Annotated in this window: 19 protein-coding genes and 1 tRNA gene; 11 read left to right on the forward strand and 9 right to left on the reverse strand. The window is 69.6% G+C overall.

Going from position 1 to position 19,410, the window contains the following annotated elements:
* Nucleotides 1-19: 19 nt before the first annotated feature.
* Genes JIN95_RS05825 through JIN95_RS05835 form a run of 3 tightly spaced genes read right to left on the reverse strand, consistent with a single transcriptional unit; the run spans nt 20 to nt 2,263 of the window.
* A complete protein-coding gene (locus tag JIN95_RS05825; RefSeq protein WP_095637161.1) occupies nt 20-646 on the reverse strand; it encodes a thymidine kinase in 627 nt (208 codons plus the stop codon).
* Nucleotides 647-704: 58 nt separating this feature from the next.
* Nucleotides 705-1,160: a hypothetical protein gene (locus JIN95_RS05830; RefSeq protein ID WP_200530784.1), complete on the reverse strand. Its 456-nt coding sequence runs from the start codon at nt 1,158-1,160 to the stop codon at nt 705-707.
* A gap of 47 nt (nt 1,161-1,207) precedes the next feature.
* On the reverse strand, nt 1,208-2,263 hold the full coding sequence (locus JIN95_RS05835) for an amidohydrolase family protein (protein WP_095637163.1): 1,056 nt from the start codon (nt 2,261-2,263) through the stop codon (nt 1,208-1,210).
* 95 nt (nt 2,264-2,358) lie between these two features.
* Here JIN95_RS05835 and JIN95_RS05840 point away from each other — a divergent pair, with 95 nt between their 5' ends.
* Complete coding sequence (locus JIN95_RS05840) at nt 2,359-2,997, forward strand: IS6 family transposase (RefSeq protein ID WP_200530785.1); 639 nt, start codon at nt 2,359-2,361, stop codon at nt 2,995-2,997.
* Nucleotides 2,998-3,298: 301 nt separating this feature from the next.
* Here JIN95_RS05840 and JIN95_RS05845 read toward each other — a convergent pair whose 3' ends face one another.
* Nucleotides 3,299-4,258, reverse strand: a complete 960-nt coding sequence (locus JIN95_RS05845; protein WP_095635657.1) for a hypothetical protein — start codon at nt 4,256-4,258, stop codon at nt 3,299-3,301.
* A 304-nt stretch (nt 4,259-4,562) separates the two neighbouring features.
* On the opposite strand from JIN95_RS05845, the gene JIN95_RS05850 reads away from it, so the two are divergent.
* Nucleotides 4,563-4,636: transfer RNA gene (locus JIN95_RS05850), tRNA-Phe, on the forward strand.
* 286 nt (nt 4,637-4,922) lie between these two features.
* Here the strand turns inward: JIN95_RS05850 and JIN95_RS05855 are convergent.
* Nucleotides 4,923-6,005 (reverse strand): hypothetical protein, encoded by a 1,083-nt coding sequence (locus JIN95_RS05855; RefSeq protein WP_200530786.1) that lies wholly within the window; start codon nt 6,003-6,005, stop codon nt 4,923-4,925.
* A gap of 309 nt (nt 6,006-6,314) precedes the next feature.
* On the opposite strand from JIN95_RS05855, the gene JIN95_RS05860 reads away from it, so the two are divergent.
* Complete coding sequence (locus tag JIN95_RS05860) at nt 6,315-6,806, forward strand: DoxX family membrane protein (RefSeq protein ID WP_095635659.1); 492 nt, start codon at nt 6,315-6,317, stop codon at nt 6,804-6,806.
* Here JIN95_RS05860 and JIN95_RS05865 read toward each other — a convergent pair.
* A complete protein-coding gene (locus JIN95_RS05865) occupies nt 6,764-7,075 on the reverse strand; it encodes a zinc ribbon domain-containing protein (RefSeq protein WP_200530787.1) in 312 nt (103 codons plus the stop codon). The genes JIN95_RS05860 and JIN95_RS05865 overlap by 43 nt on opposite strands.
* 90 nt (nt 7,076-7,165) lie before the next feature.
* Nucleotides 7,166-7,681: a hypothetical protein gene (locus JIN95_RS05870; RefSeq protein ID WP_095635661.1), complete on the reverse strand. Its 516-nt coding sequence runs from the start codon at nt 7,679-7,681 to the stop codon at nt 7,166-7,168.
* Nucleotides 7,682-7,911: 230 nt separating this feature from the next.
* Between JIN95_RS05870 and JIN95_RS05875 the strand changes: the two genes are divergently transcribed.
* A complete protein-coding gene (locus tag JIN95_RS05875; protein ID WP_004048101.1) occupies nt 7,912-8,106 on the forward strand; it encodes a cold-shock protein in 195 nt (64 codons plus the stop codon).
* A gap of 224 nt (nt 8,107-8,330) precedes the next feature.
* On the opposite strand, the gene JIN95_RS05880 is transcribed toward JIN95_RS05875, so the two are convergent.
* The gene (locus tag JIN95_RS05880) at nt 8,331-8,645 is read right to left on the reverse strand and encodes a 2Fe-2S iron-sulfur cluster-binding protein (protein ID WP_095635662.1); all 315 of its coding nucleotides are present in this window, start codon (nt 8,643-8,645) and stop codon (nt 8,331-8,333) included.
* Between the two features lie 144 nt (nt 8,646-8,789).
* Between JIN95_RS05880 and JIN95_RS05885 the strand changes: the two genes are divergently transcribed.
* The 4 genes from JIN95_RS05885 (at nt 8,790) to JIN95_RS05900 (ending at nt 12,172) form a co-directional block, all read left to right on the forward strand.
* A complete protein-coding gene (locus JIN95_RS05885; protein ID WP_095635663.1) occupies nt 8,790-9,944 on the forward strand; it encodes a hypothetical protein in 1,155 nt (384 codons plus the stop codon).
* Between the two features lie 138 nt (nt 9,945-10,082).
* Complete coding sequence (locus JIN95_RS05890) at nt 10,083-10,466, forward strand: DUF5611 family protein (RefSeq protein WP_095635664.1); 384 nt, start codon at nt 10,083-10,085, stop codon at nt 10,464-10,466.
* A gap of 151 nt (nt 10,467-10,617) precedes the next feature.
* On the forward strand, nt 10,618-11,073 hold the full coding sequence (locus tag JIN95_RS05895) for a universal stress protein (protein WP_095635665.1): 456 nt from the start codon (nt 10,618-10,620) through the stop codon (nt 11,071-11,073).
* A 118-nt stretch (nt 11,074-11,191) separates the two neighbouring features.
* Entirely contained in the window at nt 11,192-12,172 is a 981-nt protein-coding gene (locus JIN95_RS05900; protein ID WP_095635666.1) for an ROK family protein, read from the forward strand.
* A gap of 39 nt (nt 12,173-12,211) precedes the next feature.
* Here the strand turns inward: JIN95_RS05900 and JIN95_RS05905 are convergent, their stop codons facing one another.
* The gene (locus tag JIN95_RS05905) at nt 12,212-13,222 is read right to left on the reverse strand and encodes a PrsW family glutamic-type intramembrane protease (RefSeq protein ID WP_200530788.1); all 1,011 of its coding nucleotides are present in this window, start codon (nt 13,220-13,222) and stop codon (nt 12,212-12,214) included.
* Between the two features lie 128 nt (nt 13,223-13,350).
* Between JIN95_RS05905 and JIN95_RS05910 the strand changes: the two genes are divergently transcribed.
* The 3 genes from JIN95_RS05910 to JIN95_RS05920 all read left to right on the forward strand — a co-directional run bounded on the left by JIN95_RS05910 (nt 13,351) and on the right by JIN95_RS05920 (nt 19,404).
* A complete protein-coding gene (locus tag JIN95_RS05910; protein ID WP_200530789.1) occupies nt 13,351-13,791 on the forward strand; it encodes a hypothetical protein in 441 nt (146 codons plus the stop codon).
* Nucleotides 13,788-15,251, forward strand: coding sequence for a DUF402 domain-containing protein (locus JIN95_RS05915; RefSeq protein ID WP_200530790.1), 1,464 nt, complete (start codon nt 13,788-13,790; stop codon nt 15,249-15,251). Before JIN95_RS05910 ends, JIN95_RS05915 begins: the two co-directional genes overlap by 4 nt.
* 259 nt (nt 15,252-15,510) lie before the next feature.
* Nucleotides 15,511-19,404 carry a glycoside hydrolase family 97 catalytic domain-containing protein gene (locus tag JIN95_RS05920; protein WP_200532110.1) on the forward strand — a complete coding sequence of 1,298 codons (3,894 nt, stop codon included), beginning with the start codon at nt 15,511-15,513 and terminating at the stop codon, nt 19,402-19,404.
* The last annotated feature ends 6 nt before the right edge of the window (nt 19,405-19,410 follow it).

The following is a 19,410-nucleotide window of genomic DNA, read 5'->3' on the forward strand; positions in this document are numbered from 1 at the left end:
GCCGCTCACCGTCGCCCCATCAGTCGTCGGTCAGGTATGCCCGGTCCGCCTCGGAGCGCTCGCCGGTCCGCAGCACGTGGCAGTCGCGGCACCGCGCCTCGTAGGACTCCTCGGCGCCGACGAGGATCGTCGGGTCGTCGACGTGGGCGGGCTCGCCCTCGATGAGCCGCTGGTTCCGGGAGGCGGGCTCGCCGCACTGCGAGCAGATCGCCTGCAGCTTGTCGACGTACTCGGCGGTCGCCATCAGCTCCGGGAGGGGCTCGAACGGCTCGCCGCGGAACGTCTGGTCGGTGCCGGAAACGATCACGCGGGTCCCGTTGTCCGCGAGAGCGTTGCACACCTCCACGAGCGCGTCGGAGAAGAAGTTCGCCTCGTCGATCGCGACGACCTCGGGGTACGGGTCGTCGTCGAGGATGTCGAGGGGACCGTCCCCCTCGTTGTCGACGACCGTCGCGTCCCACTGCCGGCCGTTGTGGGTCCCGATCGTCGTCTCGCCGTAGCGGTCGTCGACGGCGGGCTTGTACACCGCGACAGACTGACCAGCGATCTCCGAGCGCCGGAGCCGGCGGAGCAGCTCCTCCGTCTTCCCCGAGAACATCGATCCCGAAATGACCTCGATCCAGCCGGATCGAGTGATCGCGTGCATGCCCTGACGGGCACGAGCCAGCGACTAAACCGTTTCTCTCCCGGCCGGGCGCGGGGTCTCAGGCCCCGACCGCGAGCGCGACGAGCAACGCGGCGGTGACCACGTAGACCGCGGCGCAGAGCGCCCAGTCGCGCCGAATCCGCGAGAGCCGCTGGCGGGCGAGCCCCCGTGCTCGGGGCAGCGGAACGAGCGCGAAGAAGCCGACCATCAACGCGAACATCGCGTGGCCCGCCACCGCCAGCGCGACGGCGGTGCCGACGCCGAGCGCGGTCTGAACCGCCGCGACGAGGCCGACGAACAGGAGCCCGGAGCCCACGCCGGCGACGTAGTGGACCCACGTCGCCAGCCGCTCCGGCGCCCCGTCGACCGGCGTGTCGGTGAGCACGCCCGCGGCGACCCGCGGGGCGGTCGTCCCCTCCGGGAGCCGGGGCATCACGCGGTCCATCGCGAGGGTCGCGAGCAGTCCGACGACCGGTCCGAGCGCGAGTCCGGACAGCAGCGAGAACGCGGTCATCGATCGAACGTACGGTCCCGAGCGGTTTCAGTCCCCCGCCGGGTCTCCTACCCGTCTACCGGGTCACCGCCGATCACGACCCGCGAAACGTCGGCGGCGCCCGCCCGCCTGACGATCGCGCGGACGAGGTCGTGCGCACCAGCGAGGTTGTCGGAGTCGCCGTCGAGGACCAGCAGGTCGGCGTCGGCGCCCTCCGCCACCACGCCGCGGTTCAGCCCCGCGATCGCCGCGCCGTTCACCGTCGCCATCCGCAGGATCTCGCGGGCCGGGAGGTCGGAGAGCTTCGCGGCGAACTCCATCTCGCGGAACATCGACGGCGAGTCGAGCATGACGTTGTCGGTGCCGAGCGCGACCGTCGTCCGCTCGGCGAGGTCGCGGATCGGCGGCACGCCGACGTTCGTCACGAGGTTCGAGCGCGGGCAGACCGCCACGGGCGTCCCGCGGTCCGCGAGCCGTTCGAGGTGGATCCCCTCGGCGTGGACCATGTGGACGAGGAAGTCGGGGTCGAGATCCATCGCGGCGTTGATGTCGTCCGCGTCGCGCTCGCCGGCGTGGATCCCGAACAGCTTGCCGGCCTCGCGGGTCTCCGAGCGCACCGCGTCGAAGTCGGCGTCGCGGGCGCCGGAGGCGCCGTACCCGTCCGCGACCGAGAGCACGTCCGGGTCGTCTCGGCCGAGGACGACGGGGTCGATCGCGCGCTCGCCGAAGTCGACGCCCTCGCCCGCGACCGCGTCGCGGAGCGCGGCGACCCCCTCGACACCGCCCTCGCGGAACTCGAGGAAGGTTCCGGTCCCGGTCGACTCCATGTACCGGAGGCTCCGCGCCATCGCGGCGACCTTCTCCTCGCGGCTGGCCTCGCGCAGGAGCCGGTGTTTGAGCCCGTCCGGCGGCGCGACCAGCTCGTCGAGCGAGAGCCCCTCGCCGGCCTCCTTGGCGATCGAGTCGCCGATGTGCGTGTGGGCGTTGACGAACGCCGGGAGGATCACGTCGTCGCTCTCGACGGACTCCTCTTCGATCCGAACGATCTCGCCGTCGGCGACCACGACCCGTCCCTCGATCGGTTCGAACTCCGGACCGACGAGAACGGTCCCTTCCAAGTGCATACCCGAGGGTCTCCGTCGCGGGAGTAAAAGGTCACGACAGGGGCACGAAGGCGATGTTAAGTTAAGAACGAGGCGGTCGGTGTTTCGAATGGTCTATGTCCGAATCCAACCGCCTCGGCGGCTCTACTGATTGGATCGACTTGGAGTTTGTGGAGCGTGAGCGGACACCCCACGAGATCATTGAAACCGGTATTCAACTCCATCTTGCTGGACTATCACTTTCGAATACCAAACAGTATCTTGAAAGGTTGGGTGTCGAGCGGAGTCGAACAGCAATTCACAACTGGATTCAAAAGGCCGATTTACAGCCAGTTGACGGTACGAGCCCGAATCGCGTTGCGGTCGATGAGACTGCGATTCAGATCGATTCGGACAGATACTGGCTGTATGCCGCCGTCGATCCTCGGACAAATGAATTCCTTCACGTTGACGTATTTCCCGTCCAAAATCAACAATTTACGCTGGTGTTTCTCCGCGATCTCAGAGAGAAACACCACGTTGAGGACGCGCTATTTCTCGTTGATGCTGGCGGACACCTCACAGCAGCACTCTCACGAACCTCACTTCGATTTCAAATCACTCGCCATGGAAATCGGAATGCCGTTGAACGTGTCTTTCGAGAAATAAAACGACGAACTTCTTCATTTTCAAATACGTTTAGAAATGCGGAGCCGACGGCGGCAGAATCATGGCTCCGAGCCTTCGCCGTCTGCTGGAACCGATGCTTAAGTTAACACGACCGATCTTATTTTCGAATCCGTGTCGAATCGGCATGGATCGAGAACGGACTGATCCGATTCAATGCGAACGGAAACAACGTCGATTACTACTCATTTAAGAATCCTGAGAAAGAGGAATGGTATCTCGTATCGGACGATTCGTTTGGTAGTTCGATCTCACTTCGAGTAGATCCACCGGAAAAAGAAGATTATCGGATTAATTTTGCAAAAGATTATCTACTAGAAAGAATGTGGCCAGTGTGAGCTGACTATTTGCCGAAAGTTATTCCGAGTGTCAAATCACCGAGGGCGGGCCTCACCGCTCCAGCACCGTCCCGCTGGCGCCGACGACGTAGTCGCGGTCGCCGTCGAACGCCGCGACGGCGCGGAGGTTCTGTCCGGAAGGCGTGTCGACGACGGTCCAGTCGCCGTCCTCGCGCTCGACGACGGTACCGCTCCCGCCGACGGCGACCCCGCCGGCGCCACCGGTGATCACGTCCTTGAGGCCGGCCTCGGCGATCCGGTCCGACCGCCACTCGACGCCGTCGTAGACGTAGAGCGAGCCGCTGCCGCCGACCACGGTCACGTCGTCGGGGGCGTCGGCGTCGAGCCCGGCGAAGGTGGTGTCCGCGTCCTCGATGCCGAACGGCTCCCACGTGGTGCCGTCGTCGGTGGCGAACACCTTCCCGTTCGTGTCGATGAGGGTCCCCGCGCGGGCGCCGTAGAAGTCGACGGCGGGGATGCCGGCGCCGGAGCCGGGCGTGAGGTAGTTCCAAGTGCCCTCCTCGCCGTTCTCGAAGCTGTAGTACACCAGCCCGGAGTCGTCGACCACGTACACGTCCGCGTCGCCCGCGGGGCCCGTGACCGCGACGGAGTTGAACTGGTTGGAGGCGTCGTTCGGCTGCGACCGGTCGACCAGGTTGCCGGTGGTCACGTCGTACTCACCGACGGCGCCGCTGTTGCCGACCATCCAGAGGCGCTCGCCGTCGTCGGTGACCGCGGCGCCGCGGAGCCCGTTGCCGTTGCCGGAGACGCCGCCGCGGAACACCGTCTCCCAGCCGGCCGCCGTCCGCTCGATCAGCACGCCGCCCGCCCCGACCGCGTGCGGGTTCGCGGCGGTGTACCGAACGTCGTGGAGGGTCCCGTCGACCGGGGTCTTCGCGGCGGTCCAGTCGGAGGCCGACTCATCCGCCGCCGACACGACGCCGGGGACCGCGGCGGCCGCGACCGATGCACCTGCGAGCTTCACGACCGAACGTCGAGTGTGTCGGGTCATCGCATCTGGTCGGTGTGCCGGAAGGGTGGTAAAAACCGGAAACCGTGGCGGTGAATTGAACCGATTTCGGGCGACTTGAACGGAGTTGATCGGGTCAACGAACGGTGCTTTCAAGTAAGCGATCGAAACGGCCGATGCTTTGAAGTGAAGAATCGAATCGAGCCGCGGTGCCGGTCTCGATCGCGTTCGAGGCGGCGCCGAGCGAGGCCGCGCGCGCGGACGACGGCGGGGCGACGCGACGCGCCGACCCGGTCGCCGCCTTTCGAAATCCTTTTGTCTCGAATCGGCGTTGGTCAGATTGCGAGCCGCCTTAGCTCAGACTGGGAGAGCACTCGACTGAAGATCGAGCTGTCCCCCGTTCAAATCGGGGAGGCGGCATGGCTTTTTGACACGGTTTAGATTCGGGAGTTTCGACTGAAGATCGAGCTGTCCCCCGTCCCCGCGAGCGCGGCGAGCGGGGGCTCGGAAGACGAGCGCAGCGAAGTCTTCCGGCGTTCAAATCGGGGAGGCGGCATATTCTGAACCCGCGAGCGCAGCGAGCGGGTAAAGAAACGACGCCGAGCCGATTTGAGCACGGAAGTCGCAGCGCGCGAACGAAGTGAGCGCGACCGTCTTCCGGCGTTCAAATCGGGGAGGCGGCATCGGTAGACGCGGACAGCCCGACCTAGTTTTCGGACACCACGGGACAGTTGACGCGTGCCGCGCCGGACGCGAGGATCGCCGCGTCGAGCGCCGAGTCGAGGTCGGAGACGGAGTCGAAGTCCGCGTTGTCGTAGATGTTCACGTCCCACAGCGGCGAGTACGCCGCGTCGCTCGGCACCGTCGAGGTGACGTTGTGGGTCTGGTCGTTACCCGCCTCGGTCATGAACCCGGACTGGGGACCGCCGCCCTCCTCGCCGGGGTTCGTGTTGAACGAGACGTAGATCGGGGAGAGCGGGACCTCGCCGTCGGAGGGTTCCAGCGCCCGCTCCTCGAAGAGGAAGTAGTAGACGATCTCGCCGTCGTACCACCCCTCGACGAGGTCGGCGGCGCTCTCGTCGGCGCCGTGGCGTCGTTCAGCCGTCGACCCGTCGGGGACGACGGGACAGTTCTTGATCGTGTCGGTGGCCTCGACCTCGAAGTCGCCGCCGAGGACGCCCTCGACGCCGGTCACCGTGTTGGCAACGTACTCGTCCGAGACGGTCACCCTGTGGACGTGCCAGAAGTCGTTGTAGCCGTCGTCGCCGGGAACGACGCCGACGACGTTCCGCTGTCCCTCGACGGGGTCGCCGTTCTCGCGGACGAACGCGTAGATCGGTGCCGGGGCGGTCGGCTGAACGTCGAAGTCGTAGTACCGGACGCGCTGCCCGTCGGGGCCGAACCCGTCGACGAGGAAGCGCTCGTCGAAGTCGACGGGATCGCCGGGAGCCGGCAGGTCGTTGTCCGAACCCCGGACGTGGAGGGTGCCGGCGGCCTCGCTGAATCGGTCGATGGTCGTGCGGGGAGCCTCGTCGGGGTCGGTCGGCTCCGCTTCCATCCCCTCGTCTTCCATCCCGCCGTCCGACTCCTCCTCCATTCCGCCGTCGGATTCGTTCTCCATCCCGCCGTCCGACTCGCCTTCCATCCCGCCGTCCGACTCCTCCTCCATCCCGCCGTCGGATTCGTCGCCGGAGTCGCCACCGAGACAGCCGGCCAACCCCATCAGGGCCGCACTGCCGCCGGCAGTCAGGACGCGTCGTCGCGTTTCGTCGGTCAATTGTTTCGACATCACTAACGGACACGTGAGACCGTCTAAAGGCAATTTTTCAACATCCGATCGTGGTTCGCCGAAAGTCCGTTCAAATTTCGTCCGTGATTCGTTGCGACTTCGGGTCGCCGGTGCCCGAGGTGCCTCGTTCGAATCGGGGAGACGGGCCTTCGACGCCGCCCCGCGTTCGAAGTCGAGTCGCGTTCGACGGCGACCCGCGTTCGACGGCGACCCGCTTTCGATGGCGACGACCGGTGATCGAGTCGACCGTCGCGATCCGCGCCGAGAGCGGGAGGAACGCTCATTAGCCGGCCGTCGCTATCCACGCGGGTGAGCGACGACGGAGACGACCTCGACGACCCCGACGACGGACCGCTCGCCCGCCGGAAGCGCCCGCTTCGCTACGCGATGAGCGCGGCGTACGTGACCGCGGGGATCGCACACTTCCTCGCGCCGAAGGCGTTCGCGCGGGTCGTCCCGCCCGGGCTTCCGAGACCGCGCGCCCTCGTCTACCTCTCCGGGATCGCGGAGATCGGGCTGGGGCTCGGCGTCGCCTGCGATCGGACGCGGCGCGGGTCGGCGTGGGGGATCATGGCCCTGCTCGGCGCGGTCTTCCCCGCGAACGTGTACATGGCGACCGACGACGTGGCGGCCGAGTTCGCCCCGGACCGCCTCTCGGGCGTCGCCCGCGCGGCGGCGTGGGCGCGGCTCCCGCTACAGGGCGTGCTGCTGCTGTGGGCGTGGTGGTACACCCGGCCCGACGCGGTCGACGACGAGGGTCACCCGCCGGGCGGGAGCGGCGACGCGCAGCGGCGGCAGTAGTCGAACGCGGCGTCGTTGTCGGCCCCGCAGTGCGGGCACGGCGTCGAGGTCGCTCCGTCTCCGTCGCCGTCGCCCCCCTCGGTCGGATCGCGGTGGACCCGATCGTACTCCTCGTCTTTCGTGTACCGCTCCAGCTCGCCGGATCGGCGCTTGCGGTGGCGCTCGCGCGCCTCGCCGGCGACGTCGCGGAGCACGCGGATCCCGACGCCGAGGGCGACGAGCAGGAGCGCGCCCGTGATCGCGACGTAGAGGATCCCGAGATCGACCATACGACCCGTACGGACCGCAGCGGGAGATATTGTGGGGTGATCGCACGCCACAAGATCAGTGGTGAAAGCGGTGAAAAGCGGTAGAAGCGCTCAGTACCGCAGCGTGGCGTCGAGGATGCCCGCCGTCTGCCCGGCGCCGACGACCGCGAGCGCGACCGCGGTCCACGCCGCCGAGGGCGCCAGCGCGACGCCGACCGCGCCGGCGACGCAGCAGCCGGCGCCGAGGTCGTAGATCCGCGTCCCCGACTCGACGCGGCCCCGAGTGGCGACGAATCCGGCGGCCGGGAGGAGCGCCCAGCCGTACAGCGAGACCGCGAGCAGGGCCGTCGGCGGGACGTCCAGCGATCCGCCGAGCGCGAGGAACCCCGCGACGCCCGCGAGCGTCACGGGCGTGCCCGCGGCGATGACGAGCTTCCACGTCCGGAGCACGCCGCTCGCCATCTCGCGCCGCGAGGCGGCGACGAACGCGACCAGCAGGACGCTCATGACGACGTGCGCGACAAACAGCGCGTGCGTCGAGACGGCGCCGAGCGCGGTCGCGGCGGCGACGAGCCACGCCGCCGGCACGAGCAGGGCCGGCCCGTTCTCGCGGAGGGGTCGGAGCACGACCGAGCGGTTCGGCGCGACGGGGGATAAGCGTCGGGGCGACCGAATCTCGGTGTCGGCGCGTTTTCGGCGCGGAACCGCCGGATCGGTCGGGCTCTCCGCGCGAGCCCGCGTGTACGGTCACCGATCGTCTCGATAGTCTCTAGAAACAGGAACGATTGTCCGGATACACTCGTGGTAACTGTACACTCGCAATCCTTATCTTCCGAGGGGGCGTCCGTTAGGATGCAATGGCGACCGGAAAGGTTGATTTCTTCAACGACACTGGCGGCTACGGATTTATTGAGACTGACGACGCTGACGACGACGTGTTCTTCCACATGGAAGACGTCGAAGGGCCGGACCTCGAAGAGGGCCAGGAGCTCGAGTTCGACATCGAGTCCTCGCCCAAGGGGCCGCGCGCGTCCAACGTCGTTCGGCAGTAAGCCGATCCGATACGGTGGGTCGGTCCGGCTGACGCCGAACGCGACTCTGACACGCGACAACGAGACTTCTGCCCGCCCCCGGATTCACGTCCGACGCGGGTTCTTATTACGACACTGAGCGTCGCTGCCGCCGATCCCGACGGAACGGGAGGTCGGTGGCGCGCGGCGACAAGCGGTAGCGCCGGCCCGCTTCGGATTGGACAATGAGCGGCGTAACGGCCGACTCAGACGTGCTGTCCGAACAGCCCGCGTCCCTTCGTCACCTCGACGTCTCCCTCGACGCGGACTTGGCAGGCGAGGCGCACGTCGTGGCTCGGGTGGTGCGGCGGGGCCCAGAGACGGAGCTTCTCCTTTTTGCCGGGTTCGCTGACCTCGCCGTCGACCTGGACGGCGCAGGACCCGCACGACCCCGCCCCCCGGCAGTTGAGCTGCTTCATCTTGCCGTTGTACACGGAGAGGCCGGCCTCTTTGAGCACGTCGCGGAGGATCGCCCCTTCCTCGCACTCGATCTCCTCGCCTTGGTAGGATACGGTCGGCATGGACGATCGAGTGGTACGCGAGCGAACCACAAAGAATCGTCGGGAACGGCGACGGGAGGGTAGCGGCCCGCCTCGGCTCCCGTCTGCCGGGCGTCGGACGCCGGACGGGGCGTTTTTTACCCTCGGAACCGCAGGTGAAGCGTAATGGGACTCAGGTGTCTGCTCGGGCACGATTTCGACGAGCCCGAACTACGGCGCGAGCGCGAGGAGGACGGGAACGAGGTCGTCACCACCGTCACCGAGGTGAAGACCTGCGCTCGCTGCGGCGAGACGCAGGTGGTCAGCGAGAATACCGAGGTCACGACGATGGAGCAGCTGACCGACGAGGCCGCCGCCGCCGGCGACGAGCCGACGGCGCCCGACACCGGCCCCGAGCGCGAGACGCCCGGACCCGGCGTCGGTGAGGGCGGCTCCGACGGCGTCGAAGTCGGACCCGACGCGGGGACCGCGGCCGCGGTCGGGCTCGACGACGGAGACGGAATCGGCGACGACGGGGACGATATCGACGACGCCGTGATCATCGACGACGACGTCGGGGGCGCCGACGAGGCGCCCGGCGGTTCCGCGCCCGGGTCGGCCGACGCCGAGCCCGCGGCGACGGAAGCGGACCTCGACGCGGGCGCGTCCGCCGAGGGCGACGACGCGGAGCTGATCGGCGGCGGTCCGTCGGCCGACGACGCCGGGGACCGAGAGGGCGACCGTGGCGACGGCGACGGCCTCGAACGCGACGAGGGCGAGTACGCGGCCTACCCGGAGGCCGAGACCGCGGACGCGCCCGCCGACGAGGAGCGCGCGGAGACCGACGACGGCGTGATCCTCGACGAGGAGGGAGACGACGCAGACGACCGCGAGCGCGGCGCGTGGCCCGACGTGGACGAGTCGGACGAGGGCGACGGCGAGGCGACCCCGTGGCCCGAACACGGCGGCGAGGACGAGGGGTTCAGCGCCGAGGTCGGCGAGGGCGGCGCGGGCGACGTGGAGTTCGGCGGCGGGCTCACGCCGGAGGCGGCCGACGCGCCGGCAGACGACGAGGACGCGGAGTACGTCGAGGCGCCGGCGCGGACGGCGGGCGGGTCCGGCGGGATCGACGACCCGGAGGAGACCGGCGGGGCGGTCGACGAGGGGACCGGAATCACCCGCGGCGAGAGCCCCGATCTCGAGACGTCGAGCTCGGAGGTGACGACGGAGTACTACTGTCCCGAGTGCGAGATGACCCGCGCCGCCGACGGTAACTCCATGCGCGCCGGCGACATCTGTCCCGAGTGCAAGCGCGGCTACGTCGACGAGCGACCGCTCTGAGCGCGGACCCTGCGAGTTCTCCCGTCCCCGAGCGCCCCTCCCCGAGCGCCCGTCGACCGGTTCGCTCGATCCCCCGGCGAACCGGGCGAAGACCCCGTGACGAAACTGGTTTACGGCCCCCTGTCGAACGAACGCGGCATGAAGGAGTACAAGATGCGCCGCGGCGAGCATCTGGACGACCGCATGCCGGACCTGAAAGGCTCCATCGAGGAGTACTTCGGCGAGGTCACCGGCACCGAAGAGTGGGAGGGCCACGAACTATACGTCGTCGAGGACCCGGACAACCCCGTGTTCGACCGCATCGTCGCCGGCGCGGCCGAGTACGGCAGCAAGAAGGACAAGCTCGCGGTCCACTTCGAGGAGCGCCCCGCCGAGGACGTGATCGCGGAGGGGAACGCTGACGCCGCCGCCGACGCGGTCGACGCGAAAAACGAGTTCCTCTTGGAGGCGACCGGCCGCGACGCGAAGTCCCGCCGCGACTCGTTGAAGCGCGAAGTCGAGGACGACGCGCCCGACTACTGAGGGGAGACGCCCGGTTTTCGACGATTTTCGACGCCTCGCGAGCCGCGGCTCCGCCGATCGGGCGAGTGTCAGGATCGATCGGTGAGAAAGTTTATTCGGAATCGAGTAAATTGTTCGGAGGTTTTAAGCCGTCGAGGGGACAAGGAGAGGTATGAGCATCGAGACAGTCGTGTTGGCGGTCGGAACGGAAGACGAAGAGCGGGCCGAGCGGCTCGCGGAGGAGGCCATCGCGGTGGCCGAGCCCGCGGGCGCGGAGATCGTGTTGACCCACGTGTTCAGCGACGAGGAGTTCGAGGGGGTCAAGTCCCGGTTGGGTATCGAGGAGACGAGCGAGAAGTCGACTCCCGACGCCGTCGCCGAGCGGCACACGACCACGCGGGAGCTCTCGATGGCGCTCGACGAGGCCGGCGTGTCGCACACGATCCGCGGCGCGGTCGGCGACCACGCCGACGAGGTCGTCGAGGCGGCGTCGGCGGTCGACGCGGATCGGGTCGTCGTCGGCGGACGCCGCCGGTCGCCGACCGGGAAGGCCGTCTTCGGGAGCGTCGCCCAGGAGGTCATCCTCTCGTCGCCGTGTCCGGTGACGTTCGTGCGTTCGGCGTCGTAGTCGGGGAATCGTCTTTTCGAGGCGTGAAGCGCACGTCAGCGATATGGGAAGCGGTCCCCCGCGGCGCGTGTCCTCCGAAGCGTCCCGCTTAAGTGACACCGGTCCGCGCGTTTATCCGATGTACTACGTGGGCGTCGACCTCGGAGCGACGAACGTCCGAGCGGTCGTCGGCGACGAGACCGCGACCATTCTCGGGTCCGACTCGCGAGGGACCCCGCGCGGCCCGAACGGGATCGCGGTCACCGAGGCCGTCCTCGGCGTGGTCCGGGGCGCGTGCGATGCCGCCGGGATCGACCCGACCGCAGCCGTCGCGGCCGGCATCGGCTCGATCGGTCCGCTTGACCTCGCGGCCGGCGTCGTGCAGGGGCCGGCGAACCTCCCGGACACCGTCGAGCGGATCCCCCTCGTCGGGCCGGTGTCGCAGCTGTTGGAGACCGACGAGGTCCACCTCCACAACGACACCATCGCGGGCGTCATCGGCGAGCGGTTCCACTCCGAGCGCAACCCCGACGACATGGTGTATCTCACCATCTCCTCGGGGATCGGCGCGGGCGTCGCCGTCGACGGCAACGTGCTCTCGGGCTGGGACGGCAACGCCGGGGAGGTCGGGCACATGACCGTCGACCCGCACGGGTTCATGACCTGCGGCTGCGGGCTCGACGGCCACTGGGAGGGGTACTGCTCGGGGAACAACATCCCGAAGTACGCGCGCGAGCTCCACGAGGAGGACCCGATCGAGACCTCGCTGCCGATCGAGGACCCCGACTTCTCCGCGGTCGACGTGTTCGAGGCGGCCGGCGAGGACACCTTCGCCGACCACGTGATCGAGCAGGTCGCCCACTGGAACGCGATGGGCGTCGCCAACGTCATCCACGCGTACGCCCCGCTGGTCGTGACGATCGGCGGCGCGGTCGCGCTCAACAACCCCGATCGGGTGCTCGACCCGATCCGCGAGAAGCTCGCGGACATGGTGTTCATCAACGTCCCCGAGGTGCGCCTCACCGAGCTCGGCGACGAGGTGGTGGTGAAGGGGGCGCTCGCGAGCGCGCTCACCGGCGGCACGGGCGACCGGTCGCGGGTGGAGTCGCCCCCGGGGTGAGCGGGGGAGTCGGAAGCGACGGATCAGCAGCGACCCCGATCAGTCCTCGAACTCGGTCATTTCGGGCTCGAACTCCGGATCGATCGCGTCGCGCGTCTCGACGTACGCGTCCCGGTACCGGCGGAGCTTCCGCACGAGGACGTACCCGAACGCCCCCTGGAAGAGGAGCACGAAGACGAACAGGGAGACGACCTGCGGCAGCCCGGTCGCCAGCGAGAGCACCGTGGTGACCGGGCCGACGAGCGAGTTGTACAGCGCGTGGATCGCGGCGGCGATGACGAGCCCCTTCACGACGATCGGCCCGCGGTGCTCCGGGTTGAACTTGGCGAGCCCGAGGTAGTACCCCGCGAACGCGGAGTAGATGACGTGGCCCGGCCCGGCGAGCGCCCGGAGCGCGGCGATCCCGTCTCCCGCCCCCAGCACGGCGACGCCGAGCGTCAGCTCTCCGAGCTCGACGTTCTGTGCGATGTACACCAGGTTCTCGATGACGACGAAGCCGAGCCCGGCGATGGCGCCGTACACGGCCCCGTCGATGACGGCGTCGAACCGGGCGTCGGTGTACGCGTACAGCCGCACCGCGAGCAGCTTCACCGACTCCTCGACGGGGCCGACGATCAGGAAGAAGAAGAGCACGAGGCCGGGGAAGCCGAGCGGGTTGAAGAAGGGTTGGAGCTCGCTGTTGAGGACCGCCGCGAACGTCGCGGTCAGGATCGACAGCAGGAACGTCGCCACCAGGAGCGAGAGCGGCTCCCCGGTCGTCACGTCGGACACGTACACGTACGCGGCGAGCCCGAGCGCCGGGACCGCGGAGAGCCCGACGAGCATCGCGACCGCCGGGTCGAAGACGAGCCCGAGCCCGAACGAGCCGAGGATCGCGAGGAGCCCTAAGAGTGCGACGAACACGACGAGCGCCTTCGCCGACCGGGTGATGAGCCAGTGGAGCGCGACGGAGAGCCCGTCGAGGGAGGTTCGCTCCTCCCACGTGGCGATGTCGTAGAGGTCGCGGTCGTCGTCGGCGCGCGACTCGACCGGGTCCGACCGAGATGACATGCCCCGAGGTTCGGACCGGGGGGACTTAAGCCGTGGCGGGAGTCGGGGCCAGGGCGGTCGCGATCGCACGGTCGCGTCGCCCCGACGCGGGCCGACAGGATTGAAACCGCGGCGACCGAAGGGGCGGTATGCACTTCGATTCACGGACCCAGCGGGCCCTCCGCGAGGCGGGCCTCGACGCGGACGCGATCGCGTCGGCGTCCGACCGGGTCGCCGAGCTCGTCGACGAGGACGCCGACCGGCTCCGGGCGTTCTTCGCGCCGGACGGGCCCTACTACTCCGACATGGAGATGGCCCACAGCACCGCCGAGACGCAGGAGCACGCGACCGCCGACGTCGACCTGTTCACCCACGGGAGCGACCTCCGCGGCTACCTCTCGCTCGACGGGTGGGGCGTCCCGGTCGAGGGCGGGCGGGTGTTGCGGACGGCGGAGGCGGGAGGCGACGACGCAGAAGGGGGAGACAGCAAGGAGGACGGCGGCGACGAGATGCCCGTCCTCATCGAACTCTCGCTCGGCCCGACCGTCCACGACCGCGTCCGGTTCGCTCGCGATCCCGACGAGCTATGAAGGCCCGCGTACGCGGCATCTACGCGACGGCGCTCACCGAGGCCCTGCTCGACGCGGGCCACGAGGTCGTCGACGCCTCGCCGCCGATCCGACGGCGCTTCGACGCCAAGTTCGGAAGCGACCCGCCGGACGCGCGGATCGCGACGACAGAGGACCGGCAGGGCGTCGGCGCGCACGGCGACCCCGAGGCGGTGGCGGCTCTCCGCGACCTCCTGACCGGTGCGGGGCTCGACGCGCTGGCGTGGGCCGATCCGACCCCGCCCGGAACCGTCCTCGACGGCGAGGTGACCGAGACGCTCGGCGGCGGGGCGGCCGTGCGGCTTCGCGTCGGCGGGAGCGAAAGCGGCGACGGCGCCGGAGAGACCGCCGAGGGATACCTCCCGTACGGGAGCGTCGACGACCGGGTCGAGACGGGCGATTCGGTCCGGGTGCAGGTCCGCGAGTCCGCGGCGCCGTGGACGGACCGCCGCCCGGAGCTGGACGGGTCGCTCCGGGCGGGCGGCGGGTTCGTCGCGCTCGAACCCGGCTCGGGCACCCGCGTCGACGTGCGGAACGACGAGGCCGCCCGGGAGCTGTCGGGGATGCTCGACCTGCTCGGGTTAGAGCCGCCGGACGGGTGGCGCGCCGTCTGGAAGCCGCCCGCGGTCGACGCGGACACCGAGGCGCTCGAGGCCGGGCTCGACCGGGCGGTCGCGGCCGCGGAGGGGCTCGACGACGCCGTCGACGCGGCGGGCGGCGCCGGCGTCCTCGACGGCTCGGACCTCGTCCGCGAGGCGCCGCTGGCGACCCCGAACGCCGGCGTCTGGGTGTGGTTCGGCCGCGAGAGCCGGTTCGCGCTCGACGACCGGCGCCGCGAGGTGGCCGCGACGATGCCGGGCCACCACCGCGTGAAGGCGGGGTCGGCGGACGCGTCCGCGGGCGTCGACCTCGCGGAGGCGCTCTGCGAGCCCGACGCGGACGCCGCGTTCCCGTTCGGGGTTGTGACGGACGCGTTCGGGCCGGCCGAGGGCGACGCGCTCCGCCTCGAACACGGCAAGCCAGACGGGCGGCTGATCACGCTCGGCGAGGCGACGGTGACCGCGGTCGACGCCGACGGGTCGGTGACGGTCGAACGGGAGATGACCGGCGGCGGCACCTACGACGGGCTGGACGTGCCCCGCGAGGCCGGCGACGTCGCCGAGACGAGCCTGAAGGAGGGCCGGTGGTGGTACCCGACCACGTACCGCGGGCGCGACGGGACGGTGCGCGGGACCTACGTCAACGTCTGCACCCCGGTCGAGGTGTTCCCGAACGCCGCCCGCTACGTGGACCTCCACGTCGACGTGGTGAAGCGCCCGGACGGGAGCGTCGAGCGCGTCGACGACGACGAGCTGCGAGAGGCGGAGGCGGCCGGCGAGGTGCCGGAACCGCTCGCGGAGAAGGCGCGGAGCGTGGCGTCGGCGCTGGAGAACGCGCTGTAGGCAGCCGACGCGTCGGCGGCGGACACGGCGGAGACGGACGCGTCGAAGCCAGACGCACGGTAGGGCCGCTACGTCGAAGACGGAGACCGCGTCGCGAGCGGCCCCGGTACGCGATTTCGACTCGATCGTTTCGAAATCCAATCACATCGGATCCTTACAATAACATTATTGTTCACCGTATTCACGTGTCGGTGGAATGCGTGAGAAAGAATCACAGCAAACGTTTGGCGAATCGACGCGGCGAGGGTTCCTCGGGAGCGTGGGGGCGCTCGTGGCCGCGGCCGCCTACTCGCGAGACGTGTCGGCCGACGACGCGGCGCGGGTCGCAAACGGGGACGACGACCCGGTTCAGACCGTCTCGTCGCCGGACGGATCGATCGCGGTGACGGTCGACGTCGCCGACGGGATCCCGACCTACGAGGTCACCCGCGGCGGGACGACCTACGTCGAGCCGTCGGCGCTCGGGTTCGACTTCCGGAACCAGCCGGCGTTCGGGGCGTCGTCGGCCGACGGGGAGGGGAAGGGAGACGTTCCCCTGACCGTCACCGGCACCGAGCGCGAGACGGCGACCGAGGCGTGGGAGCCCGTCTGGGGCGCGTTCGACGAGGTGTCCGCGGCGTACGAACAGCTCACCGTCGGACTCGCGGAGGCGGGCGGTGAGGAGTCCGACGGCGAGAGCGAGACGGAGACCGACGGGCGCAGCGCCACCCTCCAGATCCGCGTCTTCGACGACGGGATCGGGCTGCGGGTCGTCCTCGGTGAGGGGTTCGCGAGCAACCAGGATCGGGCGGTGATCGAGGCGGAGAACACGGGCGTGGCGTTCGCGGACGACTACGACGCGTGGTGGATCGCGAACGAGGTGACCAACCCGCGGTTCGAACAGGAGTACGCGGAGACGCCCCTCTCGGAGATACCGGGCGGGACCCGAGAGACGCGGCCGACCGGGACGCCGATCCGGACGGGCGCGCACACGCCCCTCACCGTCGACGCCAGCGGCGACGGCGACGGCGCGTACCTGAGCGTCCACGAGGCGAACCTCGACGACTACGCCGCGGCGACGCTCGCCCCCCGCGACGGCGACGGCGGGACCGCCTTCGGTACCGAGCTCACTCCCCTTCCCGACGGGACGAAGGCGTCGCTGGAACTGCCGGCGACCACGCCGTGGCGGACGATCCAGCTCGTCGACCGCCCGGGCGAGCTGATCGAGTCGCAGCTCGTCCCCCTGCTCTCCGACCCCCTCGACGAGTCGGCGCTGCCGGCGGTGGGGGGCGAGGCGGACACGAGCTGGATCGAGCCCCGGAAGTACGTCGGCATCTGGTGGACGATGATCGCCGGGTCGGCCAACTGGGAGTACAGGTCGGACGACGCGATCGCGGGCGAGGGGGGCAATCCGGCGGCCTACACCCACGGCGCCCGGACCGAGCGGATGAAGCGGTACATGCGGTTCGCGAGCGAGAACGGCATCGACAGCGTGCTCGTCGAGGGGTGGAACGAGGGGTGGGACACCTACCCCGGCGACGGGAGCGGGTTCGGATTCGGCGTCGGCGACTCGTACCCGGACTTCGACGTGCCCGAGGTGACCGGCTTCGGCGCCGCCCTGTCCGACCCGGTCGAGATGACGATCCACAACGAGACCGCCGGGAACCTCCCGCGGTACGAGTCCGCGGTCGTCGACGAGGACGTGTTCGCGGGGTACGAGAGCCAGGGGATCGGCTCGATCAAGAACGGCTACGTCTCCGACCCCGGGCTCGGGATCGACGGCGACGGCGCCGAGCCGACCCACAACCAGCACAACCAGCTCGCGGTGAACCACCACCGGCTGGTGATCCGCGAGGCCGCCGCGAACCGCCAGCTGCTGGAGATCCACGAGGGGATCAAGCCGACCGGCGAGATCCGCACCTACCCGAACGTGGCCAACCGCGAGGTGGTGAAGGCCCAGGAGTACGACGGGTTCGGCCAGCTCGGGTCGAACGTCGGCCGCGACCACCACGTCACGCTTCCGTTCACGCGAAACCTCGCGGGGCCGGTGAGCTTCCAGCCGGGCATCTTCGACATCACCTTCGGCGACGACCGCGGCGACCAGGTCCAGACGACCCGCGCGAAGCAGCTCGCGATGTACCCGACCTACCTCAGCGGGCTCCAGATGGCCGCCGACCGCATCGAGGCGTACGTCGACGAGACGTTCGAGGTCGGCGAAGCGCTCCAGGCCGCCGCCGGCGAGCTCGACGGACTCGTCACCGACGACTCGTGGCGGAACGCGTTCGGGACCAACTTCGTCGCGGTCGACCCCAACCGCGCGCCGAGCGGGTCGTCGGTCTCCTTCACGGTCCGCGACGTACCGGCGGCGGGGACCTACGACCTCCACCTCCGGTACGCGAGCGCCCCGGAGGAGAACGCGGGACGGGTGATCGGCGCGGGCGGCCCCCGCGCGACGCTGCATGTCAACGACGGCAGCCGGACGATCGAGCCCGAGTTCACCGACTACTGGGACGACTGGGACGTGTTCACGACCGAGGTCGAGTTGACCGCGGGCGACAACGAGATTGCGATCGAACTCGACTACGCAGAGGACGAGAACGGGTTCACCGGTGACGTCGGCGGCTTCAACCTCAACGCGGTCGCGGTCACCGAGGCCGCCGAGCCCTCCCCGGTCCCGGCGGAGTACGAGGGGTACGAGCCCGACAGCGAGAACTTCGACGCCGAGCCGGAGTTCGGGTTCATCGAGTCGGTCCCGGCGGCCGGCTGGGACGAGACCCGCGTCGTCGGCTCCGCGATCGGCGAGTACCTCGCGATCGCGCGCCGGCACGGCGACGAGTGGTACCTCGGGGTCATGACCGACGGCGACGGCCGGGCGGTCGACGTGCCGCTCGAGTTCCTCGCGCCCGGGAACTCGGGCGGGAAGGGGAGCCGAGGCGGTGGAAACGGGCGCGGGAAGGGACGCGGCAACGGCAATGGGCGGGGACGCGGCGACGGAAACGCCGGCAACGGGAGGGGAAGAAACGGCCCGAAGTACGTCGCCGAGGTCCACTCCGACGCGCTCGGCGCCGGCGTCGACGCTGACCCGACCGGAGTCCGCATCGACGAGGCGGTCGTCACGCCGAGTTCGACCCTGTTGGCGTCGCTGGCGCCGAGCGGCGGGACCGCGGTGAAACTGCGCCCGGCGCGGGGCCGCGAGATCAACCGGCTCCCGGAGTACGAGCGACCGGAACAGACGATCTCCGTGTCGATCGCCGACGAGGCCGACCTCGGGGAGTCGTTTATCACCGGGACCGGCTCCAACGACGCGCCCTTCGTCGGCGGGACCACGGTCGAGGTCGTCGTCGACGGCGAGGTCGCCGCGCTCGACAACGTCCGGCTCCCGCCGAACGCGACCGACGAGACGGTGGACCTCGGCTTCAACATCTCGCGGATCGGGACCTTCGACGTGGCGGTCCGCGAGGCTGACGGCGGCACCGAACTGGCGTCCGAGAGCGTGACGATCGCCCCCGGCGACCTCGTCTCGGAGCTCACCGATCCCGCCGGCGACGACCACGGCCCCGGCGAGTACGTCTACCCCACGAGTGGAGATTTCCAAGAGGGCGCGTTCGACCTGCGCTCGTTCCGGGTGCTGGAGACGGACGAGGAGTACCGATTCGCGTTCGAGGTCGAGAACCTGTACGACACGTTCGGCGGCGACTTCTCGCCGCACTACTTCCTCGTGTACCTGCGCGATCCCGAGGCGGACGGGGGACGGACGGACGCGCTCGACGACATCGGACTCACCGCCGAGTTCGCCGACCCGTGGCAGTACCGGATCGACGCGAGTGGGTTCGGGAGGGGGATCGCCGACGCCGACGGGGCGAGCCTCGGCACGCCGGAGGTGTTCGTCAGCTTCGAGTCGAACGTCGCGGTCCTCTCCGTTCCGACGTCCGCGCTCGGCGGCGCGGACCTCTCCGACTGGGAGGTCCTCCCGGTCGTCGGCTCGGAGGACCGCGGCAGCCTCCGGCCGGTCGCGGTCGACGCGAGGAACTACGTCTTCGGCGGCGCCCGCGAGGGCGCGGCCGACAACGCCCCGCGGGTGATTGACCTGATCACACCCGACGGTGTCTCGCAGGCGGACGCGCTCGATTACGGCGCCGATACCCTCGCGACGCTCCCGTTCACGTCGCTGTAGGGGGAG

It is taken from the genome of Halorubrum sp. LN27 (genome assembly GCF_016635065.1).
In the GTDB taxonomy this organism is placed as follows: Archaea; Halobacteriota; Halobacteria; order Halobacteriales; family Haloferacaceae; genus Halorubrum; species Halorubrum salipaludis.